Annotated in this window: 21 protein-coding genes; 12 read left to right on the top strand and 9 right to left on the bottom strand. The window is 59.2% G+C overall.

Annotated features, from left to right (window positions below; all coding sequences use genetic code 11):
• The first annotated feature begins 33 nt into the window (after positions 1 to 33).
• Positions 34 to 579, top strand: a complete 546-nt coding sequence (locus ACXAH8_RS01865) for a putative pterin-binding protein (protein WP_475215592.1) — start codon at positions 34 to 36, stop codon at positions 577 to 579.
• On the opposite strand, the gene ACXAH8_RS01860 is transcribed toward ACXAH8_RS01865, so the two are convergent.
• Positions 580 to 1722: a deoxyguanosinetriphosphate triphosphohydrolase gene (locus ACXAH8_RS01860; protein WP_475215590.1), complete on the bottom strand. Its 1143-nt coding sequence runs from the start codon at positions 1720 to 1722 to the stop codon at positions 580 to 582.
• A gap of 76 nt (positions 1723 to 1798) precedes the next feature.
• Here ACXAH8_RS01860 and ACXAH8_RS01855 point away from each other — a divergent pair, with 76 nt between their 5' ends.
• Positions 1799 to 2122: a HesB/IscA family protein gene (locus tag ACXAH8_RS01855; protein ID WP_170373953.1), complete on the top strand. Its 324-nt coding sequence runs from the start codon at positions 1799 to 1801 to the stop codon at positions 2120 to 2122.
• A gap of 298 nt (positions 2123 to 2420) precedes the next feature.
• Positions 2421 to 3200, top strand: coding sequence for an exodeoxyribonuclease III (gene xth, locus ACXAH8_RS01850; RefSeq protein ID WP_475215587.1), 780 nt, complete (start codon positions 2421 to 2423; stop codon positions 3198 to 3200).
• A 2-nt stretch (positions 3201 to 3202) separates the two neighbouring features.
• On the opposite strand, the gene ACXAH8_RS01845 is transcribed toward xth, so the two are convergent.
• A complete protein-coding gene (locus tag ACXAH8_RS01845; RefSeq protein ID WP_475215586.1) occupies positions 3203 to 4354 on the bottom strand; it encodes an FAD-dependent monooxygenase in 1152 nt (383 codons plus the stop codon).
• A gap of 70 nt (positions 4355 to 4424) precedes the next feature.
• Complete coding sequence (gene dksA / locus ACXAH8_RS01840; protein ID WP_170374347.1) at positions 4425 to 4847, bottom strand: RNA polymerase-binding protein DksA; 423 nt, start codon at positions 4845 to 4847, stop codon at positions 4425 to 4427.
• A 371-nt stretch (positions 4848 to 5218) separates the two neighbouring features.
• On the opposite strand from dksA, the gene ACXAH8_RS01835 reads away from it, so the two are divergent.
• Genes ACXAH8_RS01835 through ACXAH8_RS01815 form a run of 5 tightly spaced genes read left to right on the top strand, consistent with a single transcriptional unit; the run spans position 5219 to position 9318 of the window.
• Positions 5219 to 6064: an AAA family ATPase gene (locus tag ACXAH8_RS01835; protein ID WP_170466382.1), complete on the top strand. Its 846-nt coding sequence runs from the start codon at positions 5219 to 5221 to the stop codon at positions 6062 to 6064.
• A gap of 59 nt (positions 6065 to 6123) precedes the next feature.
• A complete protein-coding gene (locus ACXAH8_RS01830) occupies positions 6124 to 6591 on the top strand; it encodes an N-acetyltransferase family protein (RefSeq protein WP_475216260.1) in 468 nt (155 codons plus the stop codon).
• The gene (locus ACXAH8_RS01825) at positions 6588 to 7952 is read left to right on the top strand and encodes a DUF2927 domain-containing protein (RefSeq protein ID WP_475215584.1); all 1365 of its coding nucleotides are present in this window, start codon (positions 6588 to 6590) and stop codon (positions 7950 to 7952) included. Before ACXAH8_RS01830 ends, ACXAH8_RS01825 begins: the two co-directional genes overlap by 4 nt.
• A 7-nt stretch (positions 7953 to 7959) precedes the next feature.
• On the top strand, positions 7960 to 8130 hold the full coding sequence (locus tag ACXAH8_RS01820) for a hypothetical protein (protein WP_475215583.1): 171 nt from the start codon (positions 7960 to 7962) through the stop codon (positions 8128 to 8130).
• Positions 8131 to 8133: 3 nt separating this feature from the next.
• Positions 8134 to 9318, top strand: a complete 1185-nt coding sequence (locus ACXAH8_RS01815) for a vWA domain-containing protein (RefSeq protein WP_170373959.1) — start codon at positions 8134 to 8136, stop codon at positions 9316 to 9318.
• Between the two features lie 32 nt (positions 9319 to 9350).
• On the opposite strand, the gene ACXAH8_RS01810 is transcribed toward ACXAH8_RS01815, so the two are convergent.
• On the bottom strand, positions 9351 to 9746 hold the full coding sequence (locus ACXAH8_RS01810; RefSeq protein ID WP_475215581.1) for a hypothetical protein: 396 nt from the start codon (positions 9744 to 9746) through the stop codon (positions 9351 to 9353).
• 270 nt (positions 9747 to 10016) lie between these two features.
• On the opposite strand from ACXAH8_RS01810, the gene ACXAH8_RS01805 reads away from it, so the two are divergent.
• Both ACXAH8_RS01805 and ACXAH8_RS01800 read left to right on the top strand, forming a co-directional pair.
• Positions 10017 to 11363, top strand: coding sequence for a hypothetical protein (locus ACXAH8_RS01805; protein WP_475215579.1), 1347 nt, complete (start codon positions 10017 to 10019; stop codon positions 11361 to 11363).
• 85 nt (positions 11364 to 11448) lie between these two features.
• Positions 11449 to 12135 carry a M48 family metallopeptidase gene (locus tag ACXAH8_RS01800; protein WP_170482987.1) on the top strand — a complete coding sequence of 229 codons (687 nt, stop codon included), beginning with the start codon at positions 11449 to 11451 and terminating at the stop codon, positions 12133 to 12135.
• A gap of 70 nt (positions 12136 to 12205) precedes the next feature.
• Here the strand turns inward: ACXAH8_RS01800 and ACXAH8_RS01795 are convergent, their stop codons facing one another.
• The 5 genes from ACXAH8_RS01795 to ACXAH8_RS01775 are packed head-to-tail and all read right to left on the bottom strand — an operon-like array spanning position 12206 to position 17474.
• Complete coding sequence (locus ACXAH8_RS01795; RefSeq protein WP_475215578.1) at positions 12206 to 12748, bottom strand: RSP_2648 family PIN domain-containing protein; 543 nt, start codon at positions 12746 to 12748, stop codon at positions 12206 to 12208.
• Positions 12745 to 13947, bottom strand: coding sequence for an RSP_2647 family RNA methyltransferase (locus ACXAH8_RS01790; protein WP_475215575.1), 1203 nt, complete (start codon positions 13945 to 13947; stop codon positions 12745 to 12747). The genes ACXAH8_RS01795 and ACXAH8_RS01790 overlap by 4 nt, the downstream gene beginning before the upstream one ends.
• Before the next feature lie 39 nt (positions 13948 to 13986).
• Positions 13987 to 14259 carry a hypothetical protein gene (locus tag ACXAH8_RS01785; RefSeq protein ID WP_475215572.1) on the bottom strand — a complete coding sequence of 91 codons (273 nt, stop codon included), beginning with the start codon at positions 14257 to 14259 and terminating at the stop codon, positions 13987 to 13989.
• Entirely contained in the window at positions 14243 to 17038 is a 2796-nt protein-coding gene (locus ACXAH8_RS01780; protein ID WP_475215570.1) for a [protein-PII] uridylyltransferase family protein, read from the bottom strand. The genes ACXAH8_RS01785 and ACXAH8_RS01780 overlap by 17 nt, the downstream gene beginning before the upstream one ends.
• Before the next feature lie 49 nt (positions 17039 to 17087).
• On the bottom strand, positions 17088 to 17474 hold the full coding sequence (locus ACXAH8_RS01775) for a DUF4440 domain-containing protein (protein ID WP_475215568.1): 387 nt from the start codon (positions 17472 to 17474) through the stop codon (positions 17088 to 17090).
• Between the two features lie 143 nt (positions 17475 to 17617).
• Here ACXAH8_RS01775 and ACXAH8_RS01770 point away from each other — a divergent pair, with 143 nt between their 5' ends.
• Positions 17618 to 18040 (top strand): DUF2852 domain-containing protein, encoded by a 423-nt coding sequence (locus tag ACXAH8_RS01770; RefSeq protein ID WP_170458724.1) that lies wholly within the window; start codon positions 17618 to 17620, stop codon positions 18038 to 18040.
• A gap of 66 nt (positions 18041 to 18106) precedes the next feature.
• The gene (locus tag ACXAH8_RS01765) at positions 18107 to 18538 is read left to right on the top strand and encodes an RDD family protein (protein ID WP_170639625.1); all 432 of its coding nucleotides are present in this window, start codon (positions 18107 to 18109) and stop codon (positions 18536 to 18538) included.
• The last annotated feature ends 27 nt before the right edge of the window (positions 18539 to 18565 follow it).

The raw sequence follows: 18565 nt of genomic DNA, 5'->3' as shown, positions 1-18565 counted from the left end.
ATTTGTGCAGGATTTCAAAACCGGAGACGACCCATGCGCCTAGTCCTGCCCCTTGTCCTTGCCCTAGCGACGCCCGTATGGGCCGAGATGCCCGCGCCCAAGGGACACGTTCTGCTGACATTGGGCGGCGCCGTCTCTGAGACCAACCTGCCAGCGCGCGGCGAGAATGATGGCGGTCTGCTTGGGTATCTGGAGATCACTCACAATGGAGCCGCCGGTTTCGACACCGCGATGCTGGATGCGCTTGATCAGACCGAAATCACGATCCCCTACGGCCCCGAAGGCAACAAACGCGAGATCACGTTCTCTGGCCCTCTTCTTTCGGCGGTGATGAGCATGGCCGGAGCCGAAGGAAAAACCGCCAAACCCATGGCACTGGACGGGTATCAGGCCGAAATTCCTTGGAGCAGTATTGAGGCCCACAATCCGATCGTCGCGACCCATGCGGACGGCAGCCCAATGGGCATCGGCGGCTACGGCCCAACCATGATCGTCTTTCCACCAACCGACGACGCTGATCTGGCAGCGGAACAGGCCGGTCAGCAGGTCTGGGCGCTGGCCTATGTCGGGATCGAATAGTTACTGGCCTGTCAGGCGTTTGTGATCCTGCAGCGCAAATCGATCGGTCATACCCGCAATGTAGTCTGACACGATCCGCGCCAGCGCGGTCTCATCCTGCGCCGCTTCAATATCGTCATGCCAACGGGTCGGCATCTGTTTGGGATCATTCAGGTAAATCGGGAACAGATCTTCGACCACACGAGCCACTTTTTTCCGAACCTCCATCACACTGGGGGCGCGATACATTCGCGCGAACAGGAAGGCGCGGATTTCCTTGAGTTGCCCCCAAAGCCCGTCAGAAAACTGAATGACCGGAGCGCCATGGTGACGGATACCCTCAACCGATTGCGCCCCCGATCCGGCAATAAGCTCTCGCGAGGTATCAATTACGTCCGAGACCATGACACCAAAAACCCGCCGCAACGCCTCATGCCGACGGCGATACGGATCAAGCTCGGGATAGGCTCGATCAACTGCCGCATAGCACTCTCCCAAAATCGGGAGTTGCTGGATTTCATCGTCAGAGAACAGGTCGGCCCTAAGCCCATCCAGCAGATCGTGGTTGTTATAGGCAATATCGTCCGACAGGGCCGCCACCTGCGCCTCGGCGCTGGCGTGGGTGTGCAGTTCCAGATCAAATCCGCCGTTGCATTCGGCCAGAGCCCAAGGCAGCTCTCCCGTCACCGGTCCGTTGTGCTTTGCGATCCCTTCCAGACATTCCCATGTCAGATTGCAACCGTCGAACTCGGCATAGTGGCGCTCCAGCTTGGTGACGATGCGGATGGCCTGTGCGTTGTGGTCAAAACCACCATAGGGCACCATCAACGCATGCAGCGCGTCCTCACCCGTGTGACCAAAAGGCGTGTGACCCAAATCATGCGCAAGCGCGATGGCCTCGGTTAGTTCCGGGTTCAGGTCTAACGCACCCGCAATGGTCCGCGCAACCTGAGCCACCTCGATTGAATGCGTCAGGCGGGTGCGGTAGCTATCGCCTTCATGTTCGACAAAAACCTGCGTCTTGTGCTTAAGCCGCCGGAACGCGCTGGCATGAATGATGCGATCCCGATCACGCTGGAAGCATGACCGGAAACTGCTTTCCTCCTCAGGCACCAACCGCCCCCGTGCGCGGCCTGGATCCGAGGCAAAACCCGCTCTGTTCAAAAGTCTGGTCCTTGTCGCCTGTCGATAGGTTTCATATATTGTACGTTGGTTGGGAAATAAACCTTTGGAGTCCGGCATGAATCTGCCTCCGACAGTCACAGAACGCGCGTTTGAGCGCCTTGCTGAAATCGGTGCCGCCAATCAGGGTCAGGCCTTGCGTGTTGCCGTTGAAGGCGGCGGATGTTCCGGTTTTCAATACGAAATCGCGTTGGACGAACCAAAAGAGGACGACCTTGTGCTGGAAGGCAAAGGCCAAAAGGTGATTGTCGACTCGATCTCCCTGCCCTTTCTGGAAAATGCGGTCATTGATTTTACCCAGGAACTGATCGGCGCGCGGTTCGTGATCGAAAACCCCAACGCGACGTCCTCCTGCGGATGTGGCACGTCGTTTTCCATGTAAACCACGTGGGGTCTTTGCCCCCACACCCCCTTTGCCCCCACACCCCCAAGGTATTTTCAGCCAGATGAAGCAGGGATCCACTCTCCGACCTGAACGCCGGAGAGCTTCACCTGGCGCAGTCATCGGCGCCTCCGCCTGTACCGCATCTCTTTGCTACAACCAAATTGGTTAAGGATCCGTTTCTTCATCTGTCCATAAATACCTCGGAGCGCGAGGCAGAGCCTCGCAACCCCGTCCACCACCTTGCCGCTGGGATCATTCTGGGCGATAGGTTGCAAACAGCTTCGGAGGATCGCGCATGAAAATCGCCACGTTCAACATCAATGGCATAAAAGCGCGGGCCGAAGCCTTGCCACGTTGGTTAGATGATGCCCAGCCAGACGTGGTTCTTTTGCAGGAAATCAAATCCATCGACGAGAACTTCCCCCGCGAAATCTTCGAAGAACGCGGATACAATGTCGAAACACATGGTCAGAAGAGCTTCAACGGAGTCGCAATCCTCTCGAAGCTACCTTTGGAGGATGTAACACGCGGCTTGCCCGGTGACGATGAAGATGAACAAGCGCGTTGGATCGAAGCAACTGTTGTCGGCAAGCAGGCGCTGCGGATTTGTGGCCTCTATCTACCAAACGGAAACCCTACGCCCGGGCCAAAATACGACTACAAACTGGCGTGGATGGAGCGTCTGTATGATCGCGCCCATGATCTGTTGGCGAGCGAAGAGCCTGCGTTAATGGCGGGCGACTACAACATCATTCCGCAGGCAGAAGATGCAAAGCGCCCCGAGGCATGGCGCGAGGACGCCTTGTTCCGGCCCAAAAGCCGGGCCGCGTTCCGCAAGATCCTGAACCTTGGGTTCACCGAGGCGTTCCGTGCCCGCGTGCAAGGTGCGGGCCACTATTCCTTCTGGGACTATCAGGCCGGAGCCTGGAACAAGGATGACGGTATTCGCATCGACCATTTTCTACTGACCCCGCAAGCCGCTGATTTGATGCGGGACTGTCAGATCGACAAAGAGGTGCGTGGGCACGAAAAACCCTCGGATCACGTGCCGGTCTGGGTCGATCTGGATATCTGAGATCAGACGGTCGGGTCATAGCTGTAGATCCAGTCGTATTTACGTGTCAGGCGCGGACCTATCGCCGCCAGAACCGCTTGCGCGGCCAGACGCATTGGACCGCGCAGATGGAAGTTCCGCGCGTTGGCGGAGGCCGCAGCGACCACATGTTGCGCGCGGCGCTGGCGCGCGGATTCGTAGGATGCAAGAGCTTGCCTCACACCCGATTGGCTGTCGAAAGAGCGTGCCAGAACCCAGGCATCCTCAAGCGCCAGACAGGCCCCTTGTGCCATGAAGGGCAACGTCGGATGGGCCGCGTCGCCCAATAGGGCCAAGCGTCCGTTCTGCCATCTCTCGGCCACCGGACGCAGGAACAGAGCCCACAGATGCGTTTCTTCGACCTTTGTCAGAATATCCCTCACCGGCCCGCCAAAATCGGCAAACCGAGCGCGCAGGTCATTGGGATCGCCCTGTATGCGCCAGCCTTCCTGCTGCCAGTCCGAGCGTTCTTCAATTGCGACGACGTTCATCAGGCGTTGGTCGCGTAGCGGATAGGTGACGACGTGCCGCCTCGGCCCCATTGTCAGTGAGGCTTGCGGTCTCTCAAGACGGTTCTCCCAAGGCACCGTGGCGCGCCAGGCGATCTGGTGGGTAAAGGCAGGAGCCTCCGGGCCATTCAGGATCGGACGAAGGGCGCTGCGTCCGCCATCTGCTGCAATGACACATTCGGCGCGAAGGCGCAGTCCATCATCCAGTACAATCTCGGCCTCGGACGGATGTTTGCGAACCGTCTGCACTCGCGCGCCAAGGCGTATGTCGACACCTGCATCCTCGGAAGCCTTTCGCAGCACCTCCAGCAAATCGGCGCGGTGATAGTAGAATGTCGGGCCCGCCGCCGGGGCTGGAATACGACTGATCACCCGGCCCTTGCGATAGTCGCGCAGAATTGTTCCGTACGAGAATTGCGCGGCTTCAGGCTGATCCCCCGCAATACCCAAGGCGCGCAGAACGGACATCCCGTTGGCGCTGATTTGAAGGCCTGCTCCGACCTCGGTCAGCGCTGGGGCCCGCTCTAGCACAGTCACCAGCGCCCCGCGCTGGCGCAGGGCCAACGCCGCCGCAAGGCCGCCAATGCCGCCGCCAACAACGCAAAACTTCAAACCATTGATCTTCATGGCCTTGCCTTAACGCAAAAACGCCGGAGCGACAGGCCCCGGCGTTTGAATTATTAACATTTCTGGACGATCAATCGTCGCGATGGACCTTTTCGCGACGTTCATGGCGTTCCTGCGCCTCAAGCGTCATGGTCGCGATCGGGCGCGCATCCAAACGCTTCAGCGATATCGGGTCGCCTGTTTTTTCGCAATACCCGTATTCGCCTTCGTCGATCCGGCGCAAGGCCGAGTCGATCTTCGCCACCAGTTTGCGCTGACGATCCCGAGTGCGCAGTTCAAGCGCGCGGTCGGTTTCCTCACTGGCGCGGTCGGCGACGTCCGGAATGTTGCGGGTGTTGTCCTGCAGCCCTTCGATCGTGTCGCGGCTGCCTGCGAGTAGTTCTGTCTTCCAGTCCAGCAGCTTGCGGCGAAAATACTCAAGCTGCAGATCATTCATGAAAGGCTCATCTTCGGCCGGACGGTAGTCCTCCGGCAGAAAAACTTCCTGCTTCATATTTGCTCCCTCGGTATGGCCTGTAACGTCGGTCACGGTTGCTTCACCAGACATTTGGCTCTCCCTTCTGCGCAGCGTTTAGCCGACGGGCACTGGAATGTCACTACACAAACGTAGAACCGACGCCCCGTCGCAAGCCTTCATCTAAATATGAGACTTACAACAACAAATCCTTGTTTTTCTGTGAAAATCGACAGGCAATTTCAGGGCATTGTTCAACCCTCGAGAAAGACACCTGCCTGCGAATCATACAAAAGCGGTTGGACTCGCTGGTAAATTTGATTCACCGACGCAGCGGCCCGGCTTGTCAAATTCCCCATCGCTCTGTAACCCGGACACCACAGTTTCGCCGGAAACAGCAAGAGGACCCGATGACCGCACGTTTTCAAGGCACAGCCGAATATGTCGCCACCGATGATCTGACCATCGCCGTGAACGCCGCCGTCACGCTGGAGCGCCCCTTGCTGGTCAAAGGGGAGCCCGGCACTGGCAAGACCGAATTGGCAAAACAGGTCGCCGGCGCGTTGGGTCTGCGCATGATCGAGTGGAATGTGAAATCCACCACGCGCGCACAGCAGGGCCTTTACGAATACGACGCCGTCAGCCGGTTGCGGGACAGCCAACTGGGCGAAGAGCGTGTACATGACGTCTCGAACTACATCCGCAAGGGCAAGCTCTGGCAAGCGTTTGAGGCCGACGAAAAGGTCGTGCTGCTGATTGATGAAATCGACAAGGCGGATATCGAGTTTCCCAATGACCTTCTGCAGGAACTCGACAAGATGGAGTTCCACGTCTACGAGACCGGCGAGACGATCAAGGCCAAGAACCGCCCAATCGTGATCATCACCTCGAACAACGAAAAAGAGCTGCCCGACGCCTTCCTGCGCCGCTGCTTCTTTCACTATATCCGCTTCCCGGATGAGGCCACGATGCGCCGTATTGTCGAAGTCCATCACCCAGGCATTAAGGATGCGCTTCTGACCACCGCGCTCACGCAGTTCTACGAAATCCGCGACACGCAGGGCCTGAAAAAGAAACCCTCAACCTCCGAGGTTCTGGACTGGTTGAAACTGCTGCTGGCAGAGGATCTGAGCGCCGAAGACCTCAAGCGCGACGGGGCCAATGCGCTGCCCAAACTCCACGGCGCGCTGCTGAAAAATGAACAGGACGTGCATTTGTTTGAGCGATTGGCCTTCATGGCTCGCAGTCGACGTTGAACAGGATGTGAGCGCGGCTTGCTTCTTGGCGGTCCGGGTGTCAGCATCCCAGAAACCAAATAAGCAGGACGCATCGCTTGGCCAAAGACCTCAAAATCCGCCCACTGACCGCCGAGGACAAGGCCCAATGGGCCGAGATGTGGCGTGATTATCTTGCATTCTACGAAACCACCCTGCCCGACGCCATCTACGAGACGACATTCGAACGTCTACTGGGCGATGACCCGCAGGATTTCTCGGGCTTTGTTGCCGAACAGGACGGCAAGCTGGTCGGATTGACGCACTTCCTGTTTCACCGTCATGGCTGGAAGGTGGAGAATGTCTGCTATCTCCAGGACCTGTTCGCCCGCCCCGAGGCGCGCGGAACCGGCGTCGGGCGCGCCCTGATTCAGGCGGTCTATGATGAGGCCGATCGCCAAGGCGCTCCGTCAGTCTATTGGCTAACGCAGGAGTTCAATCACACCGCGCGCCAGCTCTATGATCGGATTGGCACCCTGACGCCGTTCATAAAGTACAATCGCGCATGAAGCGGTTTGTCGCCTTCGTTGCAGTGTTGGCGCTGTCGGCCTGTACAACGGTCGAACGGATCGAATTGCCGGACAACGTCAAGGTCGTTGAGCAATCCCTGCCCCCCACCAAGTCGTTCTCGGCGTCGCGGCCAACGCCCCCTGCGCGGTCCAATACCAACATTGCTGCCGATTTCCTGGACTTGCATTTTGCGTTGGAAAGCGGCGTTGAGCTGCCGGTTTTCACCCGGTTCGAAACACCCATCACCGTGCGCCTGACGGGCACGCCCACGGCCAGCATGCAGCGCGACCTGACCAGCCTGTTGAACCGCATTCGGCGCGAGGCCAGGATCGACATCCGGCAAATTCCCGAAGGTCAGGCCAATATCACCATTGAGGCCGTCACCCAGCGCGACATCCAACGCATCCTGCCCAATGCTGCCTGCTTCGTGGTTCCCAATTCATCGAGCCTCGAGGAATACCGCCGCGACCGCCGCAAGCCCAAAAGCAGCTGGACCGAGCTTCAACGGCGCGAGCGTCTAGGCATTTTCATCCCTGCAGATGTCAGCCCGCAGGAAATTCGCGATTGTCTACATGAGGAACTGGCGCAGGCGCTGGGGCCGCTCAACGACCTTTATCATCTGCCCGACTCCGTGTTCAACGATGACAATATCCACACCGTTCTGACCGGGTTCGACATGCTGATCCTGCGGGCGGCCTATTCTCCTGAACTGCGCTCGGGGATGTCCCGTGAACAGGTCGAGGCCGTAATCCCCGGCCTGCTCAGCCGCCTCAACCCGCGCGGCGACCGGCTGCCGGTGCAACCGTTGACCGAAACCCCGCGCGAATGGGTCGACGCGATCAATAAAGCCCTCGGCCCCGGTCCTGGTTCCCCCCGACAGCTGCGCGCAGCAAAACGCGCGGCCGAGATCGGACGGCGGCAGGGCTGGACCGACCACCGCCGTGCTTATCCGCATTACCTTATGGGCCGCATGATCCAGTTTCGCGATCCCGCCGCCGCCTTGCAGAACTATCAGATCGCGCTGCAATTCCTGAACGCCACCCCCGGAACCGAGGTTCACCGCGCGCATGTCACGGCCCAAACAGCCTCTTTTGCGCTGGCGCAGGACAGAGGGCCCGAAATCCTGCCCGATCTGAACTCCGCAATTGACGTGATAACACGAGCCGAGAACGCCTCACTTCTGGCGACGTTGCTGCTGTTGAAATCCGAGACTCTGAAACAAGCCGGACAGGAGCAGCAGGCACGTGCCGTCAGGCTGGACAGTATCGGATGGGCGCGATACGGGTTTGGCTCGGATCTGGTGGCCCGGTCTCTGGCAGAGGGCGACGCTGGAACGTCGAGAAACAATACAGGCGGATGACAGACGAATGCTCGTAGTAGTGGGAATGGCTGTTTTGGGTGCGATCCTGGGCGTAATGGCCGCGCGCAAGCGCAACGGCAACCAGGCTGACATGGCGCAATACGCGGCCGGTTACGGCATAGCCTTTGCGCTTTTGGGCCTGATCCTGTCTCTGATTTTGGTCCGGTTCTTGGTGTAACCCATGTTCCTGCCCTTTTTCGAAAACCTCAGAAAAGCAGGCATCCCGGTCTCACTGCGGGAATATCTGACCTTTCTGGAGGGGATGAAAAAGGGCTTGGCCACGTATGATGTCGAAGCGTTCTACTACCTCGCCCGCGTCTCGATGGTGAAGGATGAGCGCAATATCGATAAGTTCGACCGCGCTTTTGCTGCCAGTTTTGAGGGGCTGGGTGAGATCAGTTTTGATCAGGTGCTGGAGGCGGTGGACATCCCCGCGGACTGGCTGGCCAAGATGGCAGAAAAACACCTGTCGGACGAGGAAAAGGCCGAGATCGAAGCACTTGGCGGCTTTGACAAGCTGATGGACACTTTGCGCGAACGCCTGAAAGAGCAGCAAGGCCGTCACCAGGGGGGGAACAAGTGGATCGGCACGGCCGGGACCTCTCCGTTCGGGGCCTATGGCTACAACCCCGAAGGCGTGCGGATCGGCCAGAAGGAAAGCCGCCACCAGCGTGCGGTGAAAGTCTGGGACAAGCGCGAATTCAAAAACTTAGACGACACTGTCGAACTGGGAACGCGCAACATCAAGGTCGCCTTGAAGCGTCTGCGCCGCTGGGCGCGTGAGGGCGCGGCAGAAGAGCTGGACCTGGACGGCACCATCCGCGCCACTGCCGAACACGGCTATCTGGACGTCAAAACCCGGCCAGAGCGGCATAACGCGGTCAAGGTCCTGCTTTTTCTCGACGTCGGCGGTTCCATGGACCCGCATATCAAGGTGGTTGAAGAGCTGTTCTCGGCCGCGCGGACCGAGTTTAAGCATTTGGAATACTACTACTTCCACAATTGCCTCTATGAAGGCGTCTGGCGCGACAATCGCCGCCGTTGGGACCAACAGATCCCAACCCACGAGGTGCTGCGCACCTATGGCGGCGACTACAAATGCATCTTCGTGGGCGACGCCTCGATGAGCCCCTACGAGATCGCCTACCCCGGCGGCGCCAACGAGCACTGGAACCAAGAAGCAGGCCAAGTCTGGCTGCAGCGCGCGCGCGAACAGTGGACGTCAAACCTGTGGATCAACCCGGTGCCCGAGAAATACTGGGGCTACACCCACTCCATCGGCATGATCCAAGAGATTTTCGAGGACCGCATGGTGCCAATGACACTAGCCGGGTTGGAACAAGGCATGCGAGAGTTGACTCGTTAGGCGTTACTGCGCGCCGAAGTAGATCAACGCTGCTAAAAACAAGACAAAGTCTTAGATTTTGCCCTCGAGATAGCTTCAGAGGAAACAATCGAAGCAAAATTCCCCGCATTTTTGAGATTCGTGGTATGGACCAGACGGATAGATGCTGGGGGGCTGAGATGACCAAATCTAAACTTCGCAACTATCTGACGTCTTTCTTGACCATTTCTGCATTGGTGCTGGCGTCCGGTGCCGTTGCGACTTTTGCCTTTGCGCCGGATGCGGCTTACGCAAAAAACGATAAAGGCAACGGCAAAGGCAAGGGGAACGGAAGGGGCAACGGAGGTGGCAAGGGGAATTCCGGTAAGGGAGGAAAAGACGGAGGCAAGAGCGGCGAAAAGGGAAAATCTGGCAAAAGCAACGGCGCAAAAAATGCCGGTAAGGATCATGGAAAAGCCAAATCCAAAACCCAGAGTTCTCGAAATCTATTCGGAAGTAGCAACAAGCAGAAAGTGAAGTCCAAATCCCAACGCTCTGGCAACCTATTTGGAAATGGCAAAAAGCAAAAAGCCAAGTCCACAACTCAACGCTCTCGCAACATATTCGGAACTGGCAACAAGCAGAAAGCGAAGTCCCAAAAACCTTCCAACAACAAGTCGCGAAGCGGCAAAGTTCAGAAAACAACCCTGGCGAATGTTGGGCGAGAGTTAAAACGCGACGTGGAACAGCTGCTCGGCAAACGCTCACGCGTGCAACCCAAGGCCAGCGGAAAACGCGTAAACAAGGCCTACCGCAAAGCGTCCATTGCTCCGGTCGAATACTCCCCGCGACCGGTTGCTCGCTCGGACTATCGCACCAAGCGATACGACGAACAAAACCCGGGCAAGCGTAGATATCGCGATCCGCTTGTGGCTGCGATTACCGACCCGTATGGCTCGGACAAGTTGCGCAACCTAAACGCATCGAAAGCGGCGGCTCCGGCGTTTCGCAACGCGTCTCCCAACAGCAATGTCGGCAAGATCGCGACCTATCAGGCCGCTGCGGAAACCTACTATGACCTGCGCGGGGATCTCTATGACGCCCGGCGCGAGCTGCGGGACCTGAATGAAAGCTACGACGGTCGTAGCAGCGACGACATTGCCGACGAGATTGCCGCGCTTGATCCCTCGGACCCCAACTACGAAGACGACCTGAACGCGCTAGAAGACGAACTGCGTGACGCCGAAACCTATGAAGAGGCACGTGACGACCTGCGCGCAGATGTCAGGGATTTGCGCCACGAAACCCGCGACGCCCTGCAGGACGCAGAGACCGCCTTCTTCGACGCGTCCAAAGGTCGGACAGTGACCAAAGGCACTTTGTCTCAGTTCCACGGCTACCTGGATCTTCCGCAGCCGCGGCATCGCTACAAGGATGGAGTAACAATCCAGCCCGTGCCCTACGATCCTGATCGTTACAGATACACCAAAGACGATGCGACTTACGAACGGTGGGATGATAAGCGAGATCTCTATGACACTTATTCGCGTAAAAAGAAGGAACGGTATCGCTATTACCGCGATCCGCTTGTGGCTGCGATTACGGACCCGTATGGCTCGGACAAGCTGCGCAATCTGAACGCCTCGAAAGCGGCGGCTCCGGCGTTTCGCAACGCGTCTCCCAACAGCAATGTCGGCAAGATCGCGACCTATCAGGCCGCTGCGGAAACCTACTATGACCTGCGCGGAGATCTCTATGACGCCCGGCGCGAGTTGCGGGACCTGAACGAAAGCTATGACGGCCGCAGCAGCGACGACATTGCTGACGATATTGCCGCGCTTGATCCCTCAGACCCCAACTACGAGGACGACCTGAACGCGCTTGAGGATGAACTGCGTGACGCCGAAACCTATGAAGAAGCGCGTGACGACCTGCGCGCAGATGTAAGAGACTTGAGAGTGGATGCACTGGTCGCGGAGAAGGAGGCAGAACATGCCTTTTTCGAGGCTTCAAAAGGTACCACGTTAACGAAACAGTCTCTCTCTGAATTCCATTCGAACTTGCAGCTTCCTCTGCCGGGTAGGTAGGTTCCGCATTCGGGGCATGTTTTGACCTAGGACTTAACTGCAATTGCGGCTTGCCTAGACTGGGTGAGCCGCCCATATCTATGTCATGCTTCGCTTAACTCCGATCCTTTTGGCGATTGCCTATGGCCTTGTGATGTACCGGATTTCCATCTGGCGCACCCATCGTGAATTGGATCAGAAGTCGACCGAACTGGCTGACCCTGCCCTCAAACGGATGACTGACCGGTTAGCCGCTGCTTTGAATATCGCGCGGGTGCCGGTCTATATCTACGAGATTGACCCGGTGAACGGGTTGGCGGCTCCGGACGGGCGGATATTCATCACGCGTGGGTTTTATCGCAAGTTTCGCAACGGTGAGGTCTCGGCCGAGGAGATGGCGAGCGTAATTGCTCATGAGTTGGGCCATGTGGCCTTGGGGCATGCGAAGCGGCGGATGATTGATTTCTCAGGCCAGAACGCGATGCGGACCGCGTTGATCATGGTGTTGAATCGGTTCATTCCTTTCATCGGTGCGATGATTGCGAATGCGCTGACCTCGCTGCTAGCGTCGCGTTTGTCCCGACAGGATGAGTATGAGGCGGATGAATATGCTGCTGCCTTGTTGACGAAGGCCGGGATTGGGATCGCGCCGCAGAAATCCTTGTTTCACAAGTTGGAAGACCTGACGCAGCAGCGCGCCGGAATGGTGCCTGCGTGGTTGATGAGCCATCCAAAGACGGATGAGCGGATTGCGGCGTTGGAGGCTTTGGAGCAGCGTTGGGCGCGTGGCTGAGGGTGTGCAGCGAGAGGCCAGCCTCTCGCGCTCTCCGAGGTATTTCTAGCCAGATGAAGAGGGATCCCGCCTAGGTGGTCAGGGCTTTGCCAAGGCGCGGCAGGCGGGCCTTTTTCATGAGCGCGCGTAGGCTCCATTGATCGCCGGACAGGCGGTTGGCTTCGGACAGAACCGCGTTGGCGGTCTCGGCCATGCCTGTGGGGTCGGTTTGCCAGAAGCTGTGGAGTAGGCTGTCTGGGTCGCGGCGCTCAAGTCCTTCTTCGGACAGGATGTTTCTGGGGAAGTCCTTGGCGTTGACGGTGACGATGACATCCGCCGAGGCCTCAATGGCCGTAGCCAGCACATGGATATCGGCCTTGTCGGGCAGCCAGAGACGCTGTTCGATACCCATTGCGACCTTGCGTTCGGCTTTGGGCCATTGCGTTTGGGTCAAGGCGATCTCGGCGCGGGCCTGTGCTTCGCCTTCGGGGCCTAACTTACGGGCGGCGCGGGCCCATTCTTCGAGGATACGCGCGGACCAGATGGGGGTGAAATGGCCCAGCTTTGCGGCACGCAGCAGCATCTCTCGCATCACCGTCGGGTAGATGACGCAGGTATCCAGAACCGCCTTCACAGCCGGTAGAATACGGCTTTGAGGTAACCGCTTTCGGCCAGTTGAGGCAGTTGCGGATGATCCGGTCCGGCAAAGCCCGTATGGATCAGTTGCGCCTGCCGCCCGGCCCGTCCGATCCCGCGGGATGAGGCATCGCGGAAACGGCCCAGATCTGCGGCATGAGAGCAGGAGCAGAGGCCAAGATAGCCGCCGGGTTTGACCAGAGGGGCGGCGAGGCGGGCGATGCGCTCATAGGCGCGCAGGCCGGCGTCGAGAGCTTGTTTCGAAGGCGCAAAGGCGGGCGGGTCGCAGATGACGACATCGAACTTTGCGCCCTCTTCGCCCAGTTGCGTCAGCACATCGAAAGCGTCGCCTTGGCGGGTCTGGAACCGGTCAGCGTAGCCCGAGGCCGCAGCCCCTTTGGTGGCAAGATCCAATGCAGCGGCAGACCCATCGACGGATAGTGCCCGTGCCGCCCCACCTGCCAACATGGCGAGGCCGAAGCCGCCCACATGGCTGAACACGTCCAAAACCTGAGCATCGGGATGCACCAAACGCGCGGCAAAAGCGTGGTTTGGGCGCTGGTCGTAGAACAAGCCGGTTTTCTGGCCGCCGGTCAGGTCGGCCATATAGGTCGCGCCGTTCATGGGAACGGGCAGAGGCGCATCTGGCGCGGTTCCGCGCAGAGTTTGGTTGACGTCGTCCAAACCCTCCAACCCGCGGGTCCGGCCCGAGGCGTTTTTCAGAACGGTTGCCACGCCGGTCACCTTGACCAGCGCGTCGGTTAGCACCTCCAGATGCGCCTCGGCCCAGGCGGCGTTGGGCTGGATTGCGCAGGCATCGCCAAAACGGTCAATGATCACACCGGGAAAACCATCGGCCTCGGCGTGGATCAGACGGTAGTATGGCGCGTCGAACAGGCATTCGCGCATCTCAAGCGCACGGCGCAAGCGAGTCTCGAACCAGTCCGCGTTCAGATCGGCCTCAATATCGCGATCCAGAACGCGACACATGATCTTCGACTCGGGGTTAACCGCGACCAGAGCGATCGGCGCGCGTTTGTCATCCTCAAGCACGGCCAGCGCCCCGGCGGGGATTTTGCGCGCGCGCCGGTCAGTGACGATGTCATTGGCATAGACCCATGGGAACCCATGGCGCAGCCCGCGCGCATTGGCTTTGGGTTTCAGGCGGATACGGGGGCGGTCTGCGGCTTGGGTCATGACCGCCTCATAGTCGCGAACAGCCCGAAGGAAAACCCCTTAGCGCGGGCGAGAGCGCCAGCCGCCGCGCCGCTTGGGCGCTTGGGCGGCCTGTAGCCCTTCGGTCATCACCTGCGTCATGGGATGTTCGGGCTCCTGCGCGGAATAGGCCGCATGCAACTCGGCCAGAGCCTGTTTCTGGTCCACGCCATCGGGCAGGCTAAGCGCCCAGTCCAGAAAGATGCTGCGGCATTCGGGCATGGCGATGCCTTCGATGTTGTACGCCTCGCGGATCAGGCCCTTGGGGTCGTTTGGATCAGTGCTGCGCGCCATCTTCAACCTCTTTGATTACACTGCCGATGATTTCGGCGGCGGTGGAGTAGCTGTCCTGCAACGCGGATTGCAGCGCTTCGACCTGTTCGAACCCGGTGGCGCGGCACAGGAAGGCCGCTCCGCCCTCGCCGATCTTATCCGCCTCGATCACCTTGCCCGAAAGCAGCCGCGCCGCGCATTGTACGGACCAGCATAGATCGTAGCTGTCCTTTAATGTTTGCGCCTGCGCGACATCCAATAAACCGGCAGCGACCGCCCCGTCGAGGCCAGACATCACATCCCGGTTTGCTAGGCCTGCCATCAGCGCGCCTGTCTCGGCCATCAACTCGATATCCATCATCCGGCCCGGGCCGTTCTTGGCATCCCAAATGCCTGCCGGGGCCTTGGCCGCCGCCAGACGCGTCCGCATTTCGGCCACTTCGCGCAGAACTTTGTCTGCTTCCCTTGGGCGCGACAACAGCTTGGTGCGGAAAGTTTCGATGTCCTGAGCCAAGCCCGCGTCTCCGGCGACGACATGGGCTCGGGTCAGGGCGAGATGTTCCCACACCCAAGCCTCTGCCTGCTGGTAGTGCGTGAAGCTGGCCCAACTGGTGGCCACCGGCCCCTGATTGCCCGAGGGGCGCAGGCGCATGTCGACCTCGTAAAGCCGCCCCTGAGACATCGGAGCCGAAAGCGCCGTGATCAGTGCCTGCGTGAACCGAGCGTAATAGGTGCGCGTTGCCAGCGGGCGGGGACCGTCGGACATGTCCTGATCGAGCGGATCGTAGATCACGATCATATCCAGATCGGATTGCGAGTTGATCCGCCCTGCCCCCAGCGACCCCATGCCCAGAATGGCGGCTCCGCGCCCCGGTGCCGGGCCGTGTTTGCGGGCGAAGGTTTCCGTCACATACGGTAGGATCGCGGCGATCACGGCTTGCGCCAGCTCTGCATATTGTCGGCCCGCTTGCGCCCCGTCGATCAGGCCGCGCAGGTGGTGAACGCCAATGCGGAAATGCCATTCCTTGCACCAGCGCCGTGCCAGATCGAGTTGCGTTTCATAGTCGGCTTCCTGCGCCAGTGCTTCGACCAACTCGGCCTGCAAAGCCTTCAAACCGGGCCAATCGCTGAAGAAACTGCCTCCGATCACCGCGTCAAAAACGGAAGCGTTGCGCGACAGGTGTGACGCCAGCGCATGAGAGGTGCCAACGATGTCGATCAACAGGTCGATCAGATGTGGGTTGGCCTCAAAAAGCGAGAACAACTGAACACCCGCTGGCAGGCCTGCCAGAAACCCGTCCAACGCCAGCAGCGCCTCATCGGGTTGCGCGGTTTTGGCAAGGCGCGAGAGGATCTCTGGCTTCAACCGGTCGAAGATGCGCCGCCCGCGCTGAGACCTCAACGCTGGATATGTGGCCCAGCGGGCGAGGATATTTTGGTCGAACGTCACCTCAGGCGTGGGCGTCGGCGCAGGCCCCGCACCCGGTGCGAAGAAGCCTTCGGTCAGCTCATGCACCTCGGTCAGGCGACGGGTCAGATCCTTGGTCAGATCGCTGCTACTAAGCCCCATCAGGCAGGCAACCCGTTCGATCCCGTCTTCAGACTGAGGAACCTTGTGGGTCTGAGCGTCGTGGATCATCTGAATGCGATGTTCGACCTCGCGATGCGCACGGTAGTGATCGGTCAGCTTTTCTGCAACCTCTTCCGGCACCCAGCCCTTTTGCGCCAGAGCCGCCAGCCCGGGCACCGTGCCGCGCGCGCGCAGATCAGGGTCCCGTCCCCCTGCAATCAACTGCCGGGTCTGGGTGAAAAACTCGATCTCGCGAATACCGCCCTGTCCCAGTTTCATATCATGGCCGGGGATCGAGAGGCTGCCGCCCGTGCCTTTGTTTTCACGTATACGCAGGCGCATGTCATGGGCGTCCTGAATGGCGGCAAAGTCCAGATGCCGACGCCAGACAAAGGGTTTCAGGGTGTCCAAAAACCTCTCTCCTGCCGCAATATCCCCCGCACAGGCGCGCGATTTGATATAGGCAGCCCGCTCCCATGTGCGACCGAGGCTTTCATAGTACCGTTCAGCCGCCTCCATCGCCATGCAGACCGGCGTCACTGCGGGGTCCGGTCGCAGGCGCAGATCGGTACGGAATACATACCCGTCGGCGGTTTTGTCGCTGAGCGTGGCGCAAAAATTGCGCGTGGCCCGCACCATCCCGTGCCGGGCTTCGTAGAAGTCATCCGGGTCAAAGCGTGTTTCATCAAACAGAACGATCAGGTCGATATCCGAGCTGTAGTTCAGCTCATGCGCGCCCATCTTGCCCATTGCGAGAATGACCATCCCGGCAGCGGTTTCGACATCATCCTCAGTCATTCCGGGCAGCTTCTTGCGGCGGATCAAGGCGGCAATCTCGGCCTTTGCGGCCACATCTGCCGCCAGCGCACCAAACTCGGTCAGCGCTGCCGTGACCCTTTCCAGCGGCCAAGCACCTGCAATATCCGCCAAAGCGGTTAGTACCGCCATCCGCCGCTTGGCCAGCCTTAATCCCGGCTTGAGCTGATCTGGTGCCAATGCGCGCGCGGCCCCCATCACCTCTGCCAAAGCGTGGTCCGGCTGGTGCAAGGCCTGCGGCAGCCACTCCCTCTCTTGCTCGATCAGGCCCTTCAGATACGGGCTGGACCCTGCGGTTCCGGCGATCAGATCGCCTTGCTCAGCCGTCAGGTCGGCAAGCAGAGCGCGGGTTTCATCGCCCAAAGACTGGTCGAACGCGCGCGGCAGACGGTTGATGGTCAAACTCTCAGTCATACCCGGACCCTGCGCACCGCTGGGCGGCAAGGTCAATGCGGCAAACGCATTATTCCTGTTCGAGCGGAGTGTCCTGACTGAAACTGTTGATCCAGGCCCCCGCCCGACGTTCCCAAAGGGAAGATATGAGCATTGCCTCCCACTCTTCCGCGCCCGGTCGCACATAGTCTGCCCGATAGGACAGCAATACGATATCCGGGGTCAAAATCCGCAGGCGCTCTTCGCTCAACTTGAATTCCGCCATTGTCGGAGCTTCAGCGAACTGCCCGACATGGTCGTCCCGATTTGCAAAACCCGAGGGGTAGACACCCAGGAAATCAGCACTCAGAAGCGCCCTGTCAGCATGGGCATCGCCTGTCACCAAAGCAGACCATACCTGCTTTTCCAGCTCCAAGATCTCTGCAATCGTTGGCGCATTTGTGTTCTCATTCATCATGTCCGCACCCTGCTGACCGAGACCTGCGCCGTCAACCAAATCCGAAAATGTAAATCTTTTTCACATCGACCCCTTGCAACCCCGCAAGCGCTCCCCATCTAGATCATGTGAAAGGAATTTACATCAACCCCAGGAGAGACCACATGACCGCATTGTCCGAACCCGCCGCACCCGCAAATCCGGGGTGGCTCTATCGTGCCGAGGCTTGGATGGACGACAAAGGCAAAGGCGCCTGGATCGCCGCCATGGTTCTTGGGTTCATCTTCTTCTGGCCCGTGGGCCTCGCCCTTCTGGCCTATATGATCTGGAGCAAACGCATGTTCAGCAAGTCCTGCAGCCGCCGCAAATCCTGGCACAGTCACATGAGCGCAATGAAGCCATCAGGCAACAGCGCCTTCGACGCCTACAAGGCCGACACCCTGGCCCGTCTGGAGCGTGAACAGCAGGATTTCGAAGCCTTCCTGCGCCGCCTGCGCGAAGCAAAGGACAAAGCCGAGTTCGACCAGTTCATGGATGAACGCGCCCGTGAAAACCACGAAGACGACGCCAAAGGCGAACCGGCCTGAATTGACTTGCCCTGTCCCGACCATTCGGGACAGGGTAGCACGACCTACCCTTTCGGAAACCTGACCATGAACCACCTGCCCGATCCCGATACTCAACCCGAGTTCTACCAGTCCGTCGCAACCAAGCGCTTTGTCGCATGGTTGTTCGACATCGCCTTTATCTCACTTCTGTGCATCGTCCCCGTCTTCCTGACACTTGGGGCCGGGCTGTTCTTCCTGCCGCTGATCTATGCTGTGATCAGCTTTATCTACCGGGTCATCACGATCTCGAACGGGTCTGCCACGCTTGGCATGCGGTTCATGGGGATCGAGTTGCGCGACGCGTTCGGCGAACGGATGGATATGGGCAAGGCCGTGGCCCACACGGCTGGATACTTCATCAGCATGGCGTTCTTCGTGGTTCAGATCGTATCTGTCATCATGATGCTGACCAGCGCGCGCTGCCAGGGTCTGACGGATGCCTTCCTTGGCACAGTCATGATCAACCAGCGGGCCTGAACGCAACACACTTGAATCACTTGGCGG

It is taken from the genome of Ruegeria sp. ABV3_008, assembly GCF_056161185.1.
Note: the sequence above shows the minus strand (reverse complement) of the source record. Positions and strands in the feature narration are given on the sequence as shown.

What these genes read in the sequence shown, in the direction of transcription:
- ACXAH8_RS01865 (WP_475215592.1), top strand. Translation starts at nt 34, where the DNA reads ATGCGCCTAGTCCTGCCCCTTGTCCTTGCCCTAGCGACGCCCGTATGG.
- ACXAH8_RS01855 (WP_170373953.1), top strand. Translation starts at nt 1,799, where the DNA reads ATGAATCTGCCTCCGACAGTCACAGAACGCGCGTTTGAGCGCCTTGCT.
- xth (WP_475215587.1), top strand. Translation starts at nt 2,421, where the DNA reads ATGAAAATCGCCACGTTCAACATCAATGGCATAAAAGCGCGGGCCGAA.
- ACXAH8_RS01845 (WP_475215586.1), bottom strand. Translation starts at nt 4,354, where the DNA reads ATGAAGATCAATGGTTTGAAGTTTTGCGTTGTTGGCGGCGGCATTGGC.
- dksA (WP_170374347.1), bottom strand. Translation starts at nt 4,847, where the DNA reads ATGAAGCAGGAAGTTTTTCTGCCGGAGGACTACCGTCCGGCCGAAGAT.
- ACXAH8_RS01835 (WP_170466382.1), top strand. Translation starts at nt 5,219, where the DNA reads ATGACCGCACGTTTTCAAGGCACAGCCGAATATGTCGCCACCGATGAT.
- ACXAH8_RS01825 (WP_475215584.1), top strand. Translation starts at nt 6,588, where the DNA reads ATGAAGCGGTTTGTCGCCTTCGTTGCAGTGTTGGCGCTGTCGGCCTGT.
- ACXAH8_RS01820 (WP_475215583.1), top strand. Translation starts at nt 7,960, where the DNA reads ATGCTCGTAGTAGTGGGAATGGCTGTTTTGGGTGCGATCCTGGGCGTA.
- ACXAH8_RS01815 (WP_170373959.1), top strand. Translation starts at nt 8,134, where the DNA reads ATGTTCCTGCCCTTTTTCGAAAACCTCAGAAAAGCAGGCATCCCGGTC.
- ACXAH8_RS01810 (WP_475215581.1), bottom strand. Translation starts at nt 9,746, where the DNA reads ATGATCCTTACCGGCATTTTTTGCGCCGTTGCTTTTGCCAGATTTTCC.
- ACXAH8_RS01800 (WP_170482987.1), top strand. Translation starts at nt 11,449, where the DNA reads ATGCTTCGCTTAACTCCGATCCTTTTGGCGATTGCCTATGGCCTTGTG.
- ACXAH8_RS01790 (WP_475215575.1), bottom strand. Translation starts at nt 13,947, where the DNA reads ATGACCCAAGCCGCAGACCGCCCCCGTATCCGCCTGAAACCCAAAGCC.
- ACXAH8_RS01785 (WP_475215572.1), bottom strand. Translation starts at nt 14,259, where the DNA reads ATGGCGCGCAGCACTGATCCAAACGACCCCAAGGGCCTGATCCGCGAG.
- ACXAH8_RS01780 (WP_475215570.1), bottom strand. Translation starts at nt 17,038, where the DNA reads ATGACTGAGAGTTTGACCATCAACCGTCTGCCGCGCGCGTTCGACCAG.
- ACXAH8_RS01775 (WP_475215568.1), bottom strand. Translation starts at nt 17,474, where the DNA reads ATGATGAATGAGAACACAAATGCGCCAACGATTGCAGAGATCTTGGAG.
- ACXAH8_RS01770 (WP_170458724.1), top strand. Translation starts at nt 17,618, where the DNA reads ATGACCGCATTGTCCGAACCCGCCGCACCCGCAAATCCGGGGTGGCTC.
- ACXAH8_RS01765 (WP_170639625.1), top strand. Translation starts at nt 18,107, where the DNA reads ATGAACCACCTGCCCGATCCCGATACTCAACCCGAGTTCTACCAGTCC.